Genomic DNA, 17,211 nt, shown 5'->3' with positions numbered 1-17,211 from the left:
CGGACGCGCCATTTCAGTGCACACGACTTGGGACAACCAGTGCAATCGCCCTTGAAAAATGAAGGAGATACCTTGCATGCATGGTGCTTCGAATCAGGCCGATCGCGGCGTTGATGTCACACATGGGGAAGACTCGACATTGTGTAGGTATGGAGGTGCTAAATGAATGAACTCGATGACGGCGAACTGCTTCAGGCGCTTGGTTCCGGAGACAGATTCGCATTCGACCAACTGATGCGAAGACACGGAAAAGCCGTCTACAAGTACGCCTGGGCAGTCGTTGACACTGCTGACCAAGTGGAGGATGCAGTGCAGGATACGTTCCTTACGCTTTGGCGGCGGCGCAAACACCTGACTCTCGTGGACGATTCGGTGTTGCCCTGGCTTCTGGCGACGTGCCGGTTCATGGCGCTGAACTCGAACCGTCGCCACAGGAAGTCCCAAACGGTTCCACTCGACGGGGTGGAACACACGCACTCGACGGTCGACGCACCATCGGGGCTCGATGAACTCCGCTGGGTGCACAAGGAACTGGCGTCACTGTCCGTTCGCGACCGGTGGCTCGTCGAAACGTGCATCGTGCAGGGCAAAACGTATGAGGTCGCGGCCCGCGAACTCGGAGTGAGCGCACCCACCGCGCGAAAACGCATGCAACGCGTGAGAGAACGACTACGAGAAGCAAAACTAAAGGAGGAATCATGAACATCGCACCACCGGACCTGATGGCGATCGAGCGCAGTGTTGACACCGCGCGCCGTGAACTGGGAAAGAAAATCAACCGACGCCGACACATGACGCGTCTGGGACTCGGAACCGCCTTGGTTGGCATGAGCGCCCTGGGCGGGGTGGGAGCCGCCACGGCTTTCTTCCCACCAGCAACCATTGACATGCAAGGCATTGTCAAAACGAAGTACGCAGACAAGTTCATCGCGTGCAGCGAAGCGGCCGGCGTTGAAACCGTCATCCTCACCGGACGCAGTGCAGCAGCGGTGTTGGAAGGCTGGGACGACAAGGACCCGGATCAATACACGGTGGTCGAGTCGCGCTTCGACGGTGGCAACCAGCCCGAGCAGGCCGGTGCGATCTCCGCGTGCCAGGAAAAAATCGCTGCCGAGGTCCACGAACCGATCTTCTAAAGCATGGGTTCGCCCGTCGATGGCAATCCACGCATGTGAAACGCAACGCGCAGCATCGCACACAGTTGATTCTTTAGGCCCTTGGGCTGATCCCTGTGAGCACAAAGAGCAACCCATGTGGGTCGGCCATGATCGGCCGGACCACATGGGTTGCTCGCTGTCTGTTTGGCACCCAGGCCGCGCCGTTTTCGCCAGTAGCACGACTATACGACCCCTGCTTCCTCGCGTAATTCGTAGCCGATCCGTCTGGCAGCTCATGAGCTGTCCGTAGGGGGTTCCCCTAACGGGCACGGAAGTGCCATGCAGGTGACCACCGATATTTATACGGACGCATTCTGAATGCATGGCAAACCTTATGGGAATGCGGTATGTTCGCTGCGGTACTCCGAATCAGCCGGACGCCAACTTGAAAAGAAAGGGCCCATCGTCACGATGGGCCCTTCAATACTTTCTATGCACCACGCTGCCTAATCGAATGGCGAACCATTGAACAGAGGACCGATCCCGTAGTGCACCTGTAGTCTACTACTTATGCCTGAAGGATTGCCACATGCCACCATTCCCACGCCAGATCAGGCCGTTGCATGGCTATCGCAACACCGGTACGACAAGTATCTGGCTATGGCCTCCGGTGACCACTTGCTGGCCTTGGAAATCTATGCATGGAACTCTGAACTATCGTCAGCGATCCTCCGCGACCTGGCCCATGTGGAGGTCGCGGTTCGCAACGCTCTTGACGCCGAGTTGGCACCTGCTTTTCCCGACTGGGCAACACAATCAGCACCTGGCTGGTTGAACCTGGAAAACGGCACACAGCGAGTACGCCTCCGACAGCAGAGGCTAAACAACGATGGGTTGAAGCTGCTTCGTAGCGCCCAACGCGATATCGGTACATCGGCTACCCACGGGATGGTCATAGCCAGACTTTCCTTCGGCTTTTGGCAGTTCCTCATCACACCCAGGGCACGAGAAAGCACACTATGGACTCCTTATCTACACAAGGCTTTTCCACGCGGTACAGCCCGGGCCGACGTCGCAAAGTATCTGGATTCCGCAGTCAGCCTACGAAATCGGCTGGCTCACCTCGAACCCGTTGCTAGCGCATCAACCAGCGTCACAAGACGCCTGGAGGACATGAATTTCCTCTTCAAACTCGTTTCACCGGAAGTCTATGAGTGGATCACGGACAACAGTGACGTTACAGAAATCATCGACCGCGCACCGGTCACTGGACTCATACCCACAAGCTCGACGCAAACCCCATAGAACGGGCGGGCAAATACTGGCCAGTGAAAAGTGCCATTCCGCCCTTGGAATCCGGCAGCATAATGGCAACCATGGATTGCTGCTCCGTAGAAGGTTCCCCTTAAGATACGCCACGTGTGTTTCATTGGAATAAATATTATGGTCCTAGGGTCTTTCGATTGTAGGGACTAATCCGGCTTAGCTTCGACGTCTCAAATCACGTGATCAATACGGAAATGATCAATGATGGGATCATGACTAATAATTGGAACATAGGAGACGCTGTGACATATGGGACCAACGTACTTTGCGGAGACAAAATACGCTTTCGCGCACTGGCGGAAAGCGATCTTCCGTTACTAGAAAAGTGGTGGGGGCTTCCCGAATGGTCTGTGTTGCAGCAAACGACTATCAGACCATGCCCTGCAGGTTCGACGGCAGAGATGTTCAAACAGTGGAGCATTAACTCGACTCCGGGAAGTATTGGGCTCAGTATTGAGACCCGAGAGTCGGGTAGCTTCATTGGGCACGTAACACTTTATGGGGCATCTATGCCGGAACGAGCCGCGACGTTGGCGATCATCCTTGCCCCTGAAGAAACTGGGAAAGGCTACGGAACCGATGCAGTGAAGACCGCAATCGATTACGGATTCCTCCAAATGGGACTCAACCGAATAGAGCTACGCGTTTGGGCCTTTAACCAACGAGCTCATAAAGCATACTCGAACGCCGGATTCACAGAAGAGGGCAGACTCCGTGAGGTGCTGTATTTTAATGGCACTCATCACGATGCGATTGTCATGAGCATTTTGCGAAGCGAATGGAAATCACCTCTTGGGCTGCCAAACTGACAGTTATCAACACCATTTAAAGGAGAAAATTCCAGACACAGAAGATTGTTCCGCAGAGCGTTCCCCTTACGGGCGGCTGTTCTAGCCCACTGTCCCGGCATCGCCGAAGATGACCTCCAAGTGTTTGAATCAGCGCAAGCGCGAGCCGTCTACGAATGCTCCGTATCCAGCGTGGCACCTGAGACAATAGGGCGTGGCCCTTTTTAGGGACGGACCTACGCGTAGGAGCTATCGTGCTGAAGAATTTTCTATACCTGAATGAGTCGGCTCTCACTGACTATCTGAGTGCGCTCGAAGGAGGTTCACGCACTTCAATTGAAGATCGTGACCAGCGCTCAGGCGTTGGGACCGGCAGCGCGACGCCGGGTTCCGACGTAGATGGACGATACTCGCGTGAGAATGAGAAGACCGTTCGAATGGCTGACACTCCACCTGCACAGTTCGAGCGATTGATAAAACTTGTCGCTGAAGATCCAGAGCTCTCTGGTTGGGCGGCTGTGCAGGATCCTGACACCGAGCTTTCTCCTCTTCCTGTGGGCGCTCTGATTCAGGTCGAATGCGACATACAGGTTCCCTCAATGATCAAAGCGCTGACGCCGAAAAGCGGGATGCTGACTGCTGTGAAGGCCTTGAGCGAGTTTGGTTCTACGATCGGCCAAAACCTGCCGATAGACGAGGGACAACTCGCGATGGTTGAGGCTCTTGGGAACCTGATGGGAGGGGATCTTGTTGTCATTGGGGAGACAGAATCCGACGAATGGAAGGTGGCAGGGAGGCTGCGCGACGATCACTTACGTGTATCGGCCGAGGAGCTTGACGGCAGTGTCCACGTGGTCGGTAAAGTCAGCCGTAGGCTCGGAGCCGGGGACCATAAGCCGCTGCTCGCGTTGCCGGGCCTCGACATCCTCCCTCGGGCGAAACGGCGCGAGATGGAGGCCAAAGGTCCCAGCGGACCGGCCGACGATAGCTGGCTAAAGGGGCCAGCTCTGATGATTGAGATTCTAGCTATCTACCGGTGATTGGAGCTCCCTTGCGTGAGACAGTCACCGTTGGCACAGCCGTATGTAGCTTTCTAAATCCTGCTTCGGGTCCGGTATCGCCATGAGTAGCAAGTGGACTTGGGTATTCGCCATTCTTACCGCAGCGTCATTTGCATTTGGGTTTGTATTTTTTGTAGCTACTCAGGAAGTGACCGGACGCGACTGGGTGGTGCTGGGAATCGGTGCTCTTCTCGGGGCTACAGCCACGGCCTTAATAGCGACCTTTGTTTTCCATTCGAGTGGACGCGCAAAGAAACTCGCAGCTGATACATCACGCGCGCAGCAAGCCGCCGACTCTGAGTCGAAACGGCTGGACGAGGAATCCAGGTCAAAGATCGAATCGGAACGACTGAGCGCCGTGGCTGAAAATGACCGTCTAGACAAGTTGGCAGCCGCAGAAACGGCTCTCATCGAGAAGCGCACTGCATTGTTGGAGGCGTTGCCGACGCGAAGCGAACGTCTAGATGAGCTAGAAGACAAGGTTGTCGGACTTCATATCAGCATCGAAGACGCTAACGGACACTTCAAGGCTGGGGTGGCCCAAGCGTTGGACGCAGCCAATCACGGATTTCGAGATATGGCATTTCAGAATCAATCTGCGGCGGATACATGGAAGCTTGCGAAAGAGCGCTTTGAGGCGCAATTGAGGGCAGCTGAAGCAGACCTCGAAAGTGTAAAGATGGTTAGCGACGAGGAATACCTTGAGGAACAAAAGCGCTTGCGAGGATTGGATTAGGTTCCTCGACGGCGGGTGCGACCGAGAGAGTTTCAAGAGCGTAAAGCAAATTGGCCAATCTCCACGAGAGCGCGTTAACGACGACGGACGGTAAAGAATCCTTCACCGTCCCACAGAGCGTTCCGCTTAAGGACGCTTCAGCATGCCCTGGGCCTGACACCGCCGACCTGCGTGAGAGCATGAACATTATGTATATAAGTAGATTCGGTCCCGAAGACGGTTCTCCAGTACTTCTTCTCCACGGCGGTGGAGTGGCCGGGTGGATGTGGAACTCTCTTCGAAGAAGCCTCGCGTCAAAGTACAACGTACTCGTGCCCGACCTTCCTGGACATGGCCAGAGCGCCGATCAGCCGTACCGGTCACACACCGAAACAGTGGACGCGCTCAACCGCATACTGGCGCATGGCGGCTCGACCCCTGTTGCAGTAATTGGGTTTTCCTTGGGCGCACAGCTCACCATTGAACTTGCTTCAAAGCACCCCGAACTCGTAGATCGGGCGATGGTTGTCAGTGCCCAAGCAAAAGCGATGCCCTTCACTGGACTTACCCTTGGCGCTCTCGGGGCTGCCGCACCCCTGGCGCGAAATCGCAGGTTCGCCCGAATGCAGGCTCGGGAGTTGTTTCTCCCCCCGGAGCTGATGGAAGACTACCTCGACACAAGTGCCAATATTACGAAAGCTACGCTGCTCGCCGCCGTCGGGGACAACATGCGGTTCGAGTTACCGGCAGCGTGGTCGGAGTTTCCCGGTCAAGCACTCGTGATGGTCGGACGACGGGAACGCGCCTTGATGCGCGACTCCGCTGCGGCCATTCACACAGCGCTGCCGGGCAGTGAGATTGAAATTGTCGATGGCTGTGGCCACGGAATCCCGCTACAGCGCTCAGACTGGTTCAACGGTCGCGTTGCCGATTGGCTCTTGCCCCAATAGCCATTACCAAACCTCGGGATAGTTAGTCCTGAAAGCCCTTTTCGAGGTGGAACACAATTGCAAAGCAGCCTTACCTGTGTCCGAACGAAAGACTGCGCTACCAGTCCATTAGCTTGTGCACCCGTATGACGTTCCTCTTCGGACGTCCCACCGCACTTCCGGCGTCGACGGATTATGCAGACAACAAGTGTTTCGAAAATTTCTGCAATAGTCTGGGCGTGCTGCGGTGAACGGTCTATTTCCTGGATTAAGATTCACTTGCTCGTAGGAAGTCGATAAACAATCTGACCTAGTCCAGGTAGCCTTCGCTGATGGTGCGAAGCGCGAGCAAGTGAATTTGAAATGCGCGATGTCCCTTCACTGTTGATTCGACCCAGGTTCTTGAGCGGTTGCCGACATTTCCCTTGGTGACCTGCACGTAGCCAACCTTCTCCAAGTAGCTGATGGCTTTGCTCAGTACGGAATCGTTGGCTTCAAGAACATCGCGTAAGGTAGCAAAATCGACTTCCGTACGATGACCCAGCGCGGCCATCAAAGAGAATCGAATCGGGGTTTGAAAGGCGTCGTCCAGCCCATGTCTTGGGTGAACCATCCTAAAGCTGCTTGTGTCCTGCCCGGAGGGGCAGAAGAGATGCGCTGAGCATGACAAGGAGTATGAAAACTCCTGTAGCCAGACTTATCGGGGTGGTAATCCACGCGGTCCGTGAGAGCAGGATAGTCATCAGGAATAACATACTGATCGTGATTCCGAATGCCACCCAATGGATCGGCGCCCATTCATAGCCTGTCGACGGAAACCCCCACCGCGTTTGCCAACCCATAAGCATCACGGCGAGCAACATCATGACCACAGCCGATAAAAGGGGAAACCATGTCTGGGTGCTGGTTGCCACAAGTAAGCCCATGACCAAACCGATCAGTGCTGTGGAGCACCGCGCTGATCGATTTAAGGGCTCTGCTTCCCAGCGATCAGAGTTTGAGGCCCGCTTATCGCGGAGCTGTCGAATGGACCTGGAGGCGATCGTGAAGAATATTGTAACCATCATGAGCAGGTTTAGTGCCCACGGGTAATCCACGCCAGAAAGGCTAAGCCAGGCAAGCACCACAAAACCGACGATGACTAATCCAATAACAATCCAGTGCCCAAGCGGCGGCTTCGTACGGATACCAAATCGTTCGCGCGCACCACTTGCCAATGAACTGAAAACGAGTATAGGGAAGACTAAGATCCCGTTCCAAGCATAGCCACCTGCGTCTACTGCTTCGCTGACCGTGCGATTGCCAAAGGAAAACAAAAACACCCCTACGTACATGGCCACGACGATCGCGCTCCACAAGGTGAACAGGGCAAACGCACGAGACGGCCCTTGTGTTTTGACCCTACTACGCACGGCTTCGTAGGTTTTTAGCTGCCTCTGGGCGCTACGCTTGGCTGGCTGATCCGATTCGCTTTCCATGTGGAAAGTATAGCCGTACCTGAGCTTCTGAAGCTACCTTTCGTGCAGACGACGATGGTCGGAATGGTTTCTTTCGTAAAAAAGGGTGCCAGGTACCTTACCGTCTCAGTAGAGGTTCCCCTACGGGCACTCAAACCGTAGTGCAATAGACTTTTGACACTCCATGCAGTCGCCTTGTGAAAATGACATCAACTACGCTCGATACATGACTAAATGGAGCCGTAACCTTTTCGGGGCATCGATGGTGTTTTGTATGGTCGGGATCGTATTTGCCGAGCGATTGCCAGAATGGTGGATTCCGGTGTCTCTTCTTCTAGTGGTTTTAGCTGCCGCTGGGTTCCTGATCCGCTCCATCGTCGACTACCGAAACAAGAGCGCAGCGATCTAAACCGCTGCCGTAACCGCTCATTCGAAGCGCCCTCAAGAAACAATAAGGCTAGTAGCGAGGCGCTATCGAAGCCTCAAAAGTGCCGTCACATCGTTTCGTGTCTCACAGAGGGTTCGGCCTACGGGAGTGCGTCGGTGCGCCATCGGGGCTCGCTACAGTTCGAGTCTTACTTGTTCGCGCGGCCGTGCCTTGATCGGCGCAGGCCCAACACAATGAGTATGATGCCGACGACAGCAATAACGGACCCGATGGAAAGCCACATGCGGCTACCTGTCATGAAACTTCCCGGGATCAGATTCATGCCCTGCCCGGCAAACACTCCACCAAGGATTAGAACGATCACGCCGACGGTGATTAGGGCGATGCGCCCGATACGGCTAGTCATGTATCCCAATTTACCCTCGACCGGCTCACGGCGCCGATCCAATGCGCCCAAGGTATCGGCCAGAAACAGGACGGCCACACATCGCGAGAGATAGCGCGACACATTGCCGCGTGGCAAGGGATCTTCCGCGACAGTCAGAGGGGCGATCGAAGATCCGATCAAGCTTCACAGGTAGCAAAGATGCGTCCCGCTGAAGGTTCCGCAAACGGAACGGCAAAACTGCCATTTCAAGCTGCGATTTACCGCCAAACGAAGTAGCAGTCACAAGCACCCACGGAATTCTGAGGCGCCCAACCGCTCAAAACTCGTTGCTTATGTCAAACCTGCCTATACGTGTCAGGACGGTTCAATGAGGGTAGATCTACTTCCAGTCAGTCGTCGAGGGTGCGGATGAAGGCCGCGAATCCGGGAATTGTGAACTCCAACTCGCCACGTTCCGCAGCTTGTATGAATCCTTTATCGATTAGTCGTGCTCGGGGCATCGAGAGGCTGGCAGTTGTGACGTTCATCTGATGTGCGGTACCGGATCGCTTAACGGGGGCGTCGCCGAGTGCAGCCATTGCCGACATCAGCTCGCGCTGCTGTGGAGCGGCATTCGCCCATCGCGCGCGGAATAGGGCCTCAAGGTCGACTTTCATGGCCTCGCCTCCGTGCCGAACGTGCTCGAGGGTGATCGTGGCGCCGGGATCCGGCCTGCCGGCGGCGGTCCAGGAAGCGTCAGCAATGAGTTGAACCGAATATGGGTATCCACGGGCAATCTCCAGTGCTGCTTGCAGTGCATCGGACTGCCAAGTCACACCGATTTTCCGTGCGGGTACACTGATGGCGATCTCTTCGGCGTCGGGGTGAGGATTGGCAGGGGTCGGTAGGCGATGCGCTCAGTGAAGGTGACCACGGAGGCGATTTTCTCGGGTGCGTCCGGCAGGCCAGCTGCAAACACCGCGGCCGGCACGTCGGCACCTTCGGCTTGAAGGTGCTACCAGGCGTAGGCGAGAGTGCGCAGGCCGGCTGGGTCGGCTGCTTGGATCTCGTCGATGAGGAGGATCAGCCCCGTGTTCTCATCGGATTCGGCTGCTGTCCGGATGACATTTTCGAAGTCGCGGACCCCGAGGGGTGTCGTCTCGACCGACTGGCGGCGGATCGTCGCGTCCAGCTTGGCGATTCCGGGGATCCCTACGCTAACGGTCAGTGCTTCGAGCATCTTGTGGAGTTTGGTGCGGGTTTCACCGCGCCAGGTCTGCGTGTCTTGGCGAATTGCTGAGGCAATCTGTGCAATGAGGCCGATATCCTCACCCGCTGTCACCCACACGGCGAGCACACCGCGTTCTTTGGCTCGAATTTGGTACTGGCGCAACAAGGAGGTCTTGCCGAGCCCTCGCGGAGCGTGGTCAACTCGGATTCAACCGATGAAACGGTGCAGGTCAACCAGCAAGGAGAGGCGTTCATCGAACTCGGCGATTTGGCGCGCCCGGCCCGGTACTATGTTGGCGATTTCGCCTGGCGTGTAGGGACTCGGCTGCATGTTCTCTCCACTTTATCGATTGTTATTTTTAAGCGGATTTATAACAAACGATAATGCCGGTTCGCGTATAGGGTTCCCCCTGCGGGCGCACCAGCTCAGTGCAGTCGACTCCTGAAAATGACAGCGTCCAGATGAAACTCCGTATGGGAGACGGACATATTCAAAGGTGTAACAGGGAGCCTCGATAGCGAACGGGCAACATGAGAGCCACTCGACGCAACACCGCAGGCGGCGGGAACGATTTCGATTACGAACCGGACAGAATTCGATCCACCATTTCCACGCCGGACTGCTCAAACGCTTCGTCTCCGATCTGGTGGGCCCAGACTACGGTTGATATCGCTTGATTCAGATTCTCAAGCCGAAAGACATCAGCGTCAGGTGGCTCAACTTTCTTCCCAAGACCAGAGTAAAAAGCCTCTTCTAGATCCGGGCGTTGAACGAACTGCTGATGGCTTAGCCGGATCAGGTCATGAACCCACGGACGGGCATCGGCCCTTCCAAAATCAATGATTTTGACTTGGCCATCCTCCTCCAACCAATTCCTCGGTTGATAGTCGCCATGCGTCGTGACCAGCTGAACAGGCCCCGGTTTGACGTTGGCTAGTACCCCCGCAAGGAGGTCAAGACTTCTCTCCTGCACTAGGCCGTCGGCTCGATCAATCTGTGAGCGTGTTCTTCTCAGAAGCGAGTCGGCGTATTCATAAGATGTCCCGGCCGGTCGATGGAGTTTGCCCAAGAGCATCCCAGCCTGACGGTACGTCTCTGCGTGGCATTCAGCTGCAGTCCCCTCAACCAGAGTTCCCGGTAGATACTCCGTTACCAAGAGTCCGGCCTCTATCGAGGCATACTTCAGAGTCGGGACACGACCGTTGAGCCCGATGAAGCCGGTCGTGTGGGCTGCAATTTCACGGCGAATGTGGTGACTTGTCGTGCTTGCTTTGATGATGAAATTTTTGTCAGCTGATGTTCTCACTCTGAGGACATGTGTGTCCTGCAGTGGCCATGAGTGATCCTTCACGACCGCATACGTTCCAAGCCAAGTTGTTAGTAAGCGGCTCTGTCCTTCGGTAATCTCTTCTCGCACTCCCTCATGATTCCATCATTCGCGATGTGATTCCGTTTGTGTTCAGGCTGCTCGAAAACGTGTCACAGTAGAAACATGGACCAACTGGGACCTCTGGAGGTATTGACCAACGGTCATTTGCAAATGATTCACGAAGGCGGCCTCGCTAAGACCGAACGTCCTAGGCGCCTACACACTATCGTCAGTCAGCCGAACGTGCTCAGCACCTGCCGATAGCTGTCGCTGTTATCACGCGTTGCGAAATCCATAAGAAGGACGCTCTCACCAAGTTTGTGTGTGAACGCACCGGAACAAGGAATAATGATGATCTTCCGGAGACCAGCACGCCAAGCATTGATAAGGTTAGGAAGATCACGCCACTCGGCACTCTCCTCGACTCTGGCTGGCAAAGTCGCCAGTTGAGCGTCCCATCTCCGTTGCGACCAAGTGCGGAAAGAGTCGTTATCGAATGCGTCGTCTCCGAATTTATCGCGCCAGCCAGGGCCGATTACCCGTCGAAAATGGTCGGCGTGCTCCTTGGGTCCGGCTGCGGTGCGCAGGCCTTCGTCGAGTTTCCCAGCGTTACCGTCCATACCTGTGTGTGCAATGGCAGTTTGCCAAATTTCTGGCCACCAATACTCCCACTCGGCCCGAGTGTTGCTACTGACCACAGCATCTCGGATGACCATGGGAGTATCTGACAATAGTGGAGGGAGAGACTTGCCCCGAGGTTTCAACTCGTACGCTTCCCGGATCCAAAGCAACTCCAGGAGCAAGCTAGGCCGATCTTCGACGGTGATCACCATGTCGTGCGGCCACAGATTTCCGGGTATCGGTTTGCTCGAACGCATGCTTCACCTCTGTTCTTGGTCTGTTTCATCCTCGCCGACCCGGGTTCTCGAAGCAACAGATACTCTGCAGAGCGATCTTTCTCATGGGCATGCCCAATATCCCCGTAAAGGTTATGCGACGCCCCATACGCTTCTCCCGCCCCAGCTTCGAGGTTCCCCCTACGAAGAAGTAGTGCAGCCGCAGCATTGAGGGCCGGTGAGAACAAGTCCACCGCTAGGCTAAAGCTATGCAGATTGAGGTAGTCATCAGCGGGTGGGAACACGGATGCTGTGGCACCCCGCTCAAGATCGGCGACCACATGACGTGGAAACTCCTTGCCATGTCTCCCGACGGACTGCCAGAAGCTGCACTCCCCCGATTCGAAGAAGAACACCACGATCTAACCCCAGAGGAAGTGCCCCATTGGGATATTTCAGGCGTGGTCATTGCCATCGCGGGCATTAGCTACCCCTTACTGCCGATCATCGGACAAACAAACTCCTTCGCGTGGGATACCGATAATCCGATAGCCTCTACACTTGGTTCCGTGAAGGAGCCTAGTGATCCCCGGTTCGATCAATACCGTGTGTTCTTCGACGTGGCCAACGATGTCGAACTGCCACCCTATGCACCCGAAGAGACTATCGAGTAGGAGTCACTTGATACTTTGACCGGGGACTCAGTCAGGAACGTATGCACAATGCGATTGACGTGTTGCTCGAAGCTCAAACTAACGACTGAGGGCCGCGCAGCTCCCGGGAAGAAGACCCCCCGAACTTGAACGAACGGTCAACGTCGCCTGTCGGTTGAGCAACAGCGACCATTGACCATCTGGTCTACAGAACTTATGGTGGCGGGGTGAAGATAGTACTTCGAGCCCTTGAAGATACTGAACTCGATCAACTCTTCGAGTGGGAACAAGACCAAGCCGCAATTCAGATGGCGGCTTTCACCCGCGCAGATCCAGCAGACCGAAATGCCTTCGATTCCCATTATGCGCGTATCCGAAGCGATCCAACGGTGCTGTTGCGTTCCATCGATGACGGCAACGGTTTAGTAGGAACCATCGGAAGTTTCACCATGGAGGGTGAACGAGAAATCACCTATTGGATCAATCCAGATCGCTGGGGTGAAGGCCTAGCTTCAGCGGCTCTTGCCGCGTTTCTCACCGTGGAGTTGGCTCGGCCATTGCATGCACGAGTAGCCGCGCACAATATCGGTTCGGCCAAGGTGCTAGCCCACTCAGGATTCGCCAAGGTCGGTTCCGAGACATCGTACGCGGCTGGCGTAGGGCACGACATCATCGAACATGTCTACCTTTTGGCCGGTGAATTGCAGCGGTAAATGGCGGCACTCTTTCGGCACTATCTGTCACCTCACTGCACGTTGGCGGATCCCACAGCGGGCGATACGACCCGGTTTGAATCCCTTAGCGGGCGGCATCACAAGACGAGACGATTTCATGCGGCGCCCTCGAGGAATCGTTGACTGCTTCCCGCACGGCCGGGGGCAGGCGAGACTTAGCGTAGGACGGGCAGCTGAGAGACGGAAGTGTCGCCAGCCGTGAAATTTATCGTGATGAACTTCGGCAGTTCCTCGATTGATGGCACGTTGAACTCGAACGTCGTTGGGGCGGAATCTGCAGTACAAGGGCCTTCGGTATCGACTGAAAACCCGAACGTCATCGTCGCCAAATCCGCGGACTCCGCGTGGGGCGGACAGCTTGAGCTGCCGAGCAGGACAATCGCCAGCCGCCCATCGACGACTCTTGCGTAGCCTCCCGAGGGGTCGATCAAGCCACTCGGTAGAGGTGTCGGCTCGCCAGAGTACGCGGTAGTTGCAGCGCCCGCTGACAGTGATGTAGACGGCGCAGTCGTACACCCGCACACACCGACTGTTACGGCAATGGCGATCGCAATCAATACCAGTCGTCGCTGACTCATGGTCACAATCTACCGGCGAAGAATGCCCTCGCCCCAAAACGATAGTCAAACGTTACGGGGGCTCAGCCACACGTCAATTCCTGTGTGTCCCCGCGTAAACGTCCGCTTTTATTCGAGAAGGTCGGGCGCTTGCCTTCGGCCAGTTAAACCGCCTTCTCCTTCAGGGGACTTTCACTTCCAAGCAAATACCCATGCCGGGCGTAGCCGCAAAAAGGCGGCCCCTCGGATTGAGTCCGAAGAGCCGCCTAGAAAGTTTTTGATGTATTTAGCCGAAGAGCGGGCCACCAACGAAGGGGTCAATCGCTAGGGCAACGAACACCAATGTCAGGTAGGTGATGGAAATGTGGAAGACCTTCATGGCCTTCTTGTTCATGTCCTTAGGTGCGTGATCGCGCTGTGCCTCGCGGTAAAGCACATGGCATTCGTAGACGAACCAGAGACCAGACACACCGGCAATCACCGTGTAAACGATGCCCGCGTAACCCATGGGAACCAGCAGGAGCGAGCACACCAGAGTGGCCCAAGCGTAGAGCACTACCTGTACAGAGACCGTGCGTGCGGTGGAGATGGCTCCAAGCATTGGTACGTGGGCGGCGTTGTAATCATCGGCGTACTTCATGGACAGCGGCCAGTAGTGCGGCGGGGTCCACAGGAAGATGATCAAGAACAAGATAATGGCTGGCCATTCAATCTTGTTGGTGACAGCGGCCCAGGCGATGAGCACCGGCATACAGCCGGCAATGCCGCCCCAGACGATATTCTGCGCGGTACGGCGCTTGAGGATCAGCGTGTAAAGCACCACGTAGAACAGGATCGCGGTCAGACCCAGCAACGTGGTCAGCGGGTTGGTACCAACCCAGAGGACAACCAGCGAGGCAATGGCCAGCACCCACGAGAAGATCAGTGCTTCACGTTCGGTGACTTCACCGGTGACCAGCGGGCGGCCCTTGGTCCGCTTCATGATCTTGTCCATGTCGCGGTCGATATAACAGTTGAAGGATCCCGACGCGCCAGCTGCCATTGCGCCACCAAAAAGTGTTGCAAGGACTAGGCCGATGGACGGGAAACCGCGTTCAGCGAACATCATCGTCGGCAACGTGGTAACCAGCAGGAGTTCGACAACACGCGGTTTGGTCAGCGCCACATACGCTTTAGCCTTGCGTGATACGAAGTCGCCCACCGATTCATTCGGCTGACGAGCTGCCCTGGCAGTCGTTGCGGATTCAACGGAAACGGTCTTCACAGACATGCACTCAGTTCTACGGGGAAATAAGACAGACAGGCCTATCATACCCTTTTACAGCACGTAGAAGTCAGCCCCGGTGCCACCCTTACGCATCACACGCGGGTGTTCTTTATCTCCATTAGCACTCGAAGACGATTCTTTATCGTCAACATCCGGTAGCAAACGGGCACTTTGTGAGCCATTCGCGATAAGGTTGAAGGGTTGCGACGCCGCCGAAACCACCTTGGAGAATCCATAGGTTGGTACGGCGGCATTGTGCTTCACGGCGGAAAATACCGCCGCAAGTTGATATAGATGCAAACCTTATAGGGAGGACCCACATCGTGGCGCCACTAGCAGACACCAGCGATTTCGCATGGACCGGCCTTGATCAGCGAGCCGTCGATACCGCCCGCGTGCTGGCCGCAGACGCGGTCGAAAAGGTAGGAAACGGACACCCCGGAACGGCCATCTCCTTGGCACCGGCCGCCTATTTGATCTTCCAGCAGCACCTGCGCCACGATCCGTCCGATCCGGCCTGGATCGGCCGTGACCGCTTTGTGCTCTCCCCCGGTCACACCTCGCTGACCCTTTACACCCAGCTCTTCCTCTCCGGTTACGGCTTGGAGCTCGAAGACCTCGAGGCGTTGCGCACCTGGGGTGCAAAGACCCCCGGACACCCGGAATACGGTCACACCGCCGGCGTAGAAATCACCACCGGCCCACTGGGTCAGGGTCTGGCCTCCGCAGTTGGCTTCGCCTACGCCCAGCGTCGCATGCGCGGCATGCTCGATGCCGAGGCCGCCGAGGGCGCTTCCCCGTTTGATCACACCGTCTGGGTTATTGCCTCCGATGGAGACCTGCAGGAGGGTGTCACCTCCGAGGCATCCTCACTTGCCGGTCACCAGGAACTTGGCAACCTTGTAGTTGTCTACGATGAGAACCACATTTCCATCGAAGATGACACAGATGTGGCCTTCACCGAAGACGTGCTGGCACGTTACAAGTCCTACGGCTGGCACACCCAGCGCGTTGACTGGACCAAGACCGGCAACTACGTCGAGGACCTCGCCGAGCTTGATGCCGCATTGCGCGCCGCCAAGGCCGAGACTTCCCGTCCCTCGATCATCTCCTTGCGCACCATCATTGGCTGGCCTTCACCAACCAAGGCCGACACCGGCGGAATCCACGGCTCCAAGCTTGGTGCCGAGGAAGTAGCCGGATTGAAGAAGGCACTTGACTTCAACCCGGAAGAATCCTTCGTCGTCGAGGCCGAGGTTCTTGAGCACGCCCGCTCGGTGCAGGAACGCGGCACCGAAGACCGTGCCACCTGGCAGGTAGGCTTCGATGCCTGGGCCGCGGCCAACCCGGAAAACGCTGCACTGCTTAAGCGTCTTGAAGCAGGCGAACTGCCCTCGGGCTGGGATGAGAACCTCCCGGTCTTCGAGGCGGGCAAGGACGTTGCCACCCGCTCGGCCTCCGGCAAGGTCATCAATGCAGTTGCTGGTGTACTGCCCGAGCTCTGGGGCGGCTCCGCCGACCTGGCAGGCTCAAACAACACCACCATCGAGGGTGCTGCATCCTTCATCCCGGCATCGCGTTCCACCTCCACCTGGACCGGTAACCCGTACGGCCGTGTGCTGCACTTCGGTATCCGCGAACACGCCGCAGCATCGATCGTCAACGGCATCACGCTCGCCTCACCGACCCGCGCCTACTCGGGCACCTTCCTGATCTTCTCCGACTACCAGCGCCCGGCCATCCGCCTCTCGGCGCTGATGGGCGTTCCGTCGATCTACGTATGGACCCACGATTCAATCGGCCTGGGCGAAGACGGCCCGACCCACCAGCCGGTCGAGCAGCTCGCTTCCCTGCGTGCCATCCCGAACCTTGACGTGGTCCGCCCGGCAGATGCCAACGAGGTCTCCTTCGCCTGGAAGAAGATCCTGGAAACCACCTCCAACCCGGCCGGCATTATCCTCTCCCGGCAGAACCTGCCGGTCTACGACCGCAGCGAACTGGGCTTCGGTGCCGCAGTTGGCACCGCAAAGGGTGCCTACGTGCTGGCCGATGCCACCGCCAATGGCGAGGTCATCACCCCGCAGGTGCTGCTGCTTGCAACCGGTTCGGAAGTTTCGCTGGCCATTGAGGCTCGCGAAGCATTGCAGGCACAGGGTGTTGGTGCCCGCGTTGTCTCCATCCCGTGCCTGGAATGGTTCAACAAGCAGGACGCCGCATACCGCGAATCGGTACTCCCATCCGCCATCAAGGCCCGCGTTTCTGTTGAGGCCGGCGTGGCTCAGGGCTGGCGCGAGCTGGTAGGAGATGCCGGACGCATCATTTCCCTTGACCACTACGGAGCATCGGCAGACTACAAGCGCCTGTACTCCGAATTTGGGATCACCGCGCAGGCAGTCACAGCTGCCGCCCTTGATTCCATCGAATCCGCCAAGTAAT

Annotated in this window: 22 protein-coding genes; 12 read left to right on the top strand and 10 right to left on the bottom strand. The window is 56.6% G+C overall.

Annotation, left to right across the window (positions count from 1 at the left end; translation table 11 throughout):
• The first annotated feature begins 162 nt into the window (after window positions 1-162).
• From CQ018_RS07690 to CQ018_RS07660, 7 genes are all read left to right on the top strand, one after another.
• Window positions 163-702: an RNA polymerase sigma factor gene (locus CQ018_RS07690; protein WP_105549422.1), complete on the top strand. Its 540-nt coding sequence runs from the start codon at window positions 163-165 to the stop codon at window positions 700-702.
• Entirely contained in the window at window positions 699-1,136 is a 438-nt protein-coding gene (locus tag CQ018_RS07685) for a hypothetical protein (RefSeq protein ID WP_105549421.1), read from the top strand. Before CQ018_RS07690 ends, CQ018_RS07685 begins: the two co-directional genes overlap by 4 nt.
• A gap of 531 nt (window positions 1,137-1,667) precedes the next feature.
• The gene (locus tag CQ018_RS07680; protein ID WP_105549420.1) at window positions 1,668-2,402 is read left to right on the top strand and encodes a hypothetical protein; all 735 of its coding nucleotides are present in this window, start codon (window positions 1,668-1,670) and stop codon (window positions 2,400-2,402) included.
• Window positions 2,403-2,635: 233 nt separating this feature from the next.
• Window positions 2,636-3,232: a GNAT family N-acetyltransferase gene (locus tag CQ018_RS07675; RefSeq protein WP_181149785.1), complete on the top strand. Its 597-nt coding sequence runs from the start codon at window positions 2,636-2,638 to the stop codon at window positions 3,230-3,232.
• A gap of 233 nt (window positions 3,233-3,465) precedes the next feature.
• A complete protein-coding gene (locus CQ018_RS07670) occupies window positions 3,466-4,251 on the top strand; it encodes a hypothetical protein (RefSeq protein ID WP_105549418.1) in 786 nt (261 codons plus the stop codon).
• 82 nt (window positions 4,252-4,333) lie between these two features.
• Window positions 4,334-5,008 (top strand): hypothetical protein, encoded by a 675-nt coding sequence (locus CQ018_RS07665; RefSeq protein WP_105549417.1) that lies wholly within the window; start codon window positions 4,334-4,336, stop codon window positions 5,006-5,008.
• 179 nt (window positions 5,009-5,187) lie between these two features.
• Window positions 5,188-5,937 (top strand): alpha/beta hydrolase, encoded by a 750-nt coding sequence (locus CQ018_RS07660; protein ID WP_308729054.1) that lies wholly within the window; start codon window positions 5,188-5,190, stop codon window positions 5,935-5,937.
• Between the two features lie 289 nt (window positions 5,938-6,226).
• Here CQ018_RS07660 and CQ018_RS07655 read toward each other — a convergent pair whose 3' ends face one another.
• Together CQ018_RS07655 and CQ018_RS07650 are read right to left on the bottom strand one after the other, a co-directional pair.
• A complete protein-coding gene (locus tag CQ018_RS07655; protein WP_105549416.1) occupies window positions 6,227-6,529 on the bottom strand; it encodes a transcriptional regulator in 303 nt (100 codons plus the stop codon).
• 1 nt (window position 6,530) lies between these two features.
• Window positions 6,531-7,394, bottom strand: a complete 864-nt coding sequence (locus CQ018_RS07650; RefSeq protein ID WP_105549415.1) for a hypothetical protein — start codon at window positions 7,392-7,394, stop codon at window positions 6,531-6,533.
• Window positions 7,395-7,599: 205 nt separating this feature from the next.
• On the opposite strand from CQ018_RS07650, the gene CQ018_RS19815 reads away from it, so the two are divergent.
• Entirely contained in the window at window positions 7,600-7,782 is a 183-nt protein-coding gene (locus CQ018_RS19815; RefSeq protein ID WP_146111843.1) for a hypothetical protein, read from the top strand.
• A gap of 166 nt (window positions 7,783-7,948) precedes the next feature.
• On the opposite strand, the gene CQ018_RS07645 is transcribed toward CQ018_RS19815, so the two are convergent.
• The 6 genes from CQ018_RS07645 to CQ018_RS19810 all read right to left on the bottom strand — a co-directional run bounded on the left by CQ018_RS07645 (window position 7,949) and on the right by CQ018_RS19810 (window position 11,348).
• Window positions 7,949-8,245 (bottom strand): hypothetical protein, encoded by a 297-nt coding sequence (locus CQ018_RS07645; protein ID WP_219844029.1) that lies wholly within the window; start codon window positions 8,243-8,245, stop codon window positions 7,949-7,951.
• A 293-nt stretch (window positions 8,246-8,538) separates the two neighbouring features.
• On the bottom strand, window positions 8,539-8,964 hold the full coding sequence (locus CQ018_RS20265) for a hypothetical protein (protein WP_219844028.1): 426 nt from the start codon (window positions 8,962-8,964) through the stop codon (window positions 8,539-8,541).
• 179 nt (window positions 8,965-9,143) lie between these two features.
• Window positions 9,144-9,566 carry an AAA family ATPase gene (locus CQ018_RS20260; RefSeq protein ID WP_374954186.1) on the bottom strand — a complete coding sequence of 141 codons (423 nt, stop codon included), beginning with the start codon at window positions 9,564-9,566 and terminating at the stop codon, window positions 9,144-9,146.
• Entirely contained in the window at window positions 9,567-9,689 is a 123-nt protein-coding gene (locus tag CQ018_RS20445) for a hypothetical protein (RefSeq protein WP_258142448.1), read from the bottom strand.
• Between the two features lie 247 nt (window positions 9,690-9,936).
• On the bottom strand, window positions 9,937-10,776 hold the full coding sequence (locus CQ018_RS07635) for an aminoglycoside phosphotransferase family protein (protein ID WP_219844026.1): 840 nt from the start codon (window positions 10,774-10,776) through the stop codon (window positions 9,937-9,939).
• Between the two features lie 185 nt (window positions 10,777-10,961).
• Window positions 10,962-11,348: a hypothetical protein gene (locus CQ018_RS19810; protein ID WP_146111842.1), complete on the bottom strand. Its 387-nt coding sequence runs from the start codon at window positions 11,346-11,348 to the stop codon at window positions 10,962-10,964.
• A 485-nt stretch (window positions 11,349-11,833) separates the two neighbouring features.
• Here CQ018_RS19810 and CQ018_RS07620 point away from each other — a divergent pair, with 485 nt between their 5' ends.
• The 3 genes from CQ018_RS07620 to CQ018_RS19805 all read left to right on the top strand — a co-directional run bounded on the left by CQ018_RS07620 (window position 11,834) and on the right by CQ018_RS19805 (window position 13,362).
• On the top strand, window positions 11,834-12,238 hold the full coding sequence (locus CQ018_RS07620) for a DUF6578 domain-containing protein (protein ID WP_146111841.1): 405 nt from the start codon (window positions 11,834-11,836) through the stop codon (window positions 12,236-12,238).
• Window positions 12,239-12,444: 206 nt separating this feature from the next.
• The gene (locus CQ018_RS07615; protein WP_105549411.1) at window positions 12,445-12,930 is read left to right on the top strand and encodes a GNAT family N-acetyltransferase; all 486 of its coding nucleotides are present in this window, start codon (window positions 12,445-12,447) and stop codon (window positions 12,928-12,930) included.
• A 219-nt stretch (window positions 12,931-13,149) separates the two neighbouring features.
• Entirely contained in the window at window positions 13,150-13,362 is a 213-nt protein-coding gene (locus tag CQ018_RS19805; protein ID WP_146111840.1) for a hypothetical protein, read from the top strand.
• 432 nt (window positions 13,363-13,794) lie between these two features.
• Here CQ018_RS19805 and CQ018_RS07605 read toward each other — a convergent pair whose 3' ends face one another.
• Both CQ018_RS07605 and CQ018_RS20255 read right to left on the bottom strand, forming a co-directional pair.
• Window positions 13,795-14,778: a heme o synthase gene (locus CQ018_RS07605; RefSeq protein ID WP_258142447.1), complete on the bottom strand. Its 984-nt coding sequence runs from the start codon at window positions 14,776-14,778 to the stop codon at window positions 13,795-13,797.
• 48 nt (window positions 14,779-14,826) lie between these two features.
• Window positions 14,827-15,039 (bottom strand): hypothetical protein, encoded by a 213-nt coding sequence (locus CQ018_RS20255; RefSeq protein WP_219844025.1) that lies wholly within the window; start codon window positions 15,037-15,039, stop codon window positions 14,827-14,829.
• 59 nt (window positions 15,040-15,098) lie between these two features.
• Between CQ018_RS20255 and tkt the strand changes: the two genes are divergently transcribed.
• Window positions 15,099-17,210, top strand: coding sequence for a transketolase (gene tkt / locus CQ018_RS07595; RefSeq protein ID WP_105549408.1), 2,112 nt, complete (start codon window positions 15,099-15,101; stop codon window positions 17,208-17,210).
• Window position 17,211 lies beyond the last annotated feature (1 nt).

This window comes from Arthrobacter sp. MYb227, assembly GCF_002975435.1.
GTDB lineage: Bacteria > Actinomycetota > Actinomycetes > Actinomycetales > Micrococcaceae > Paeniglutamicibacter.
This window is presented reverse-complemented; position numbering and strand designations above follow the sequence as displayed.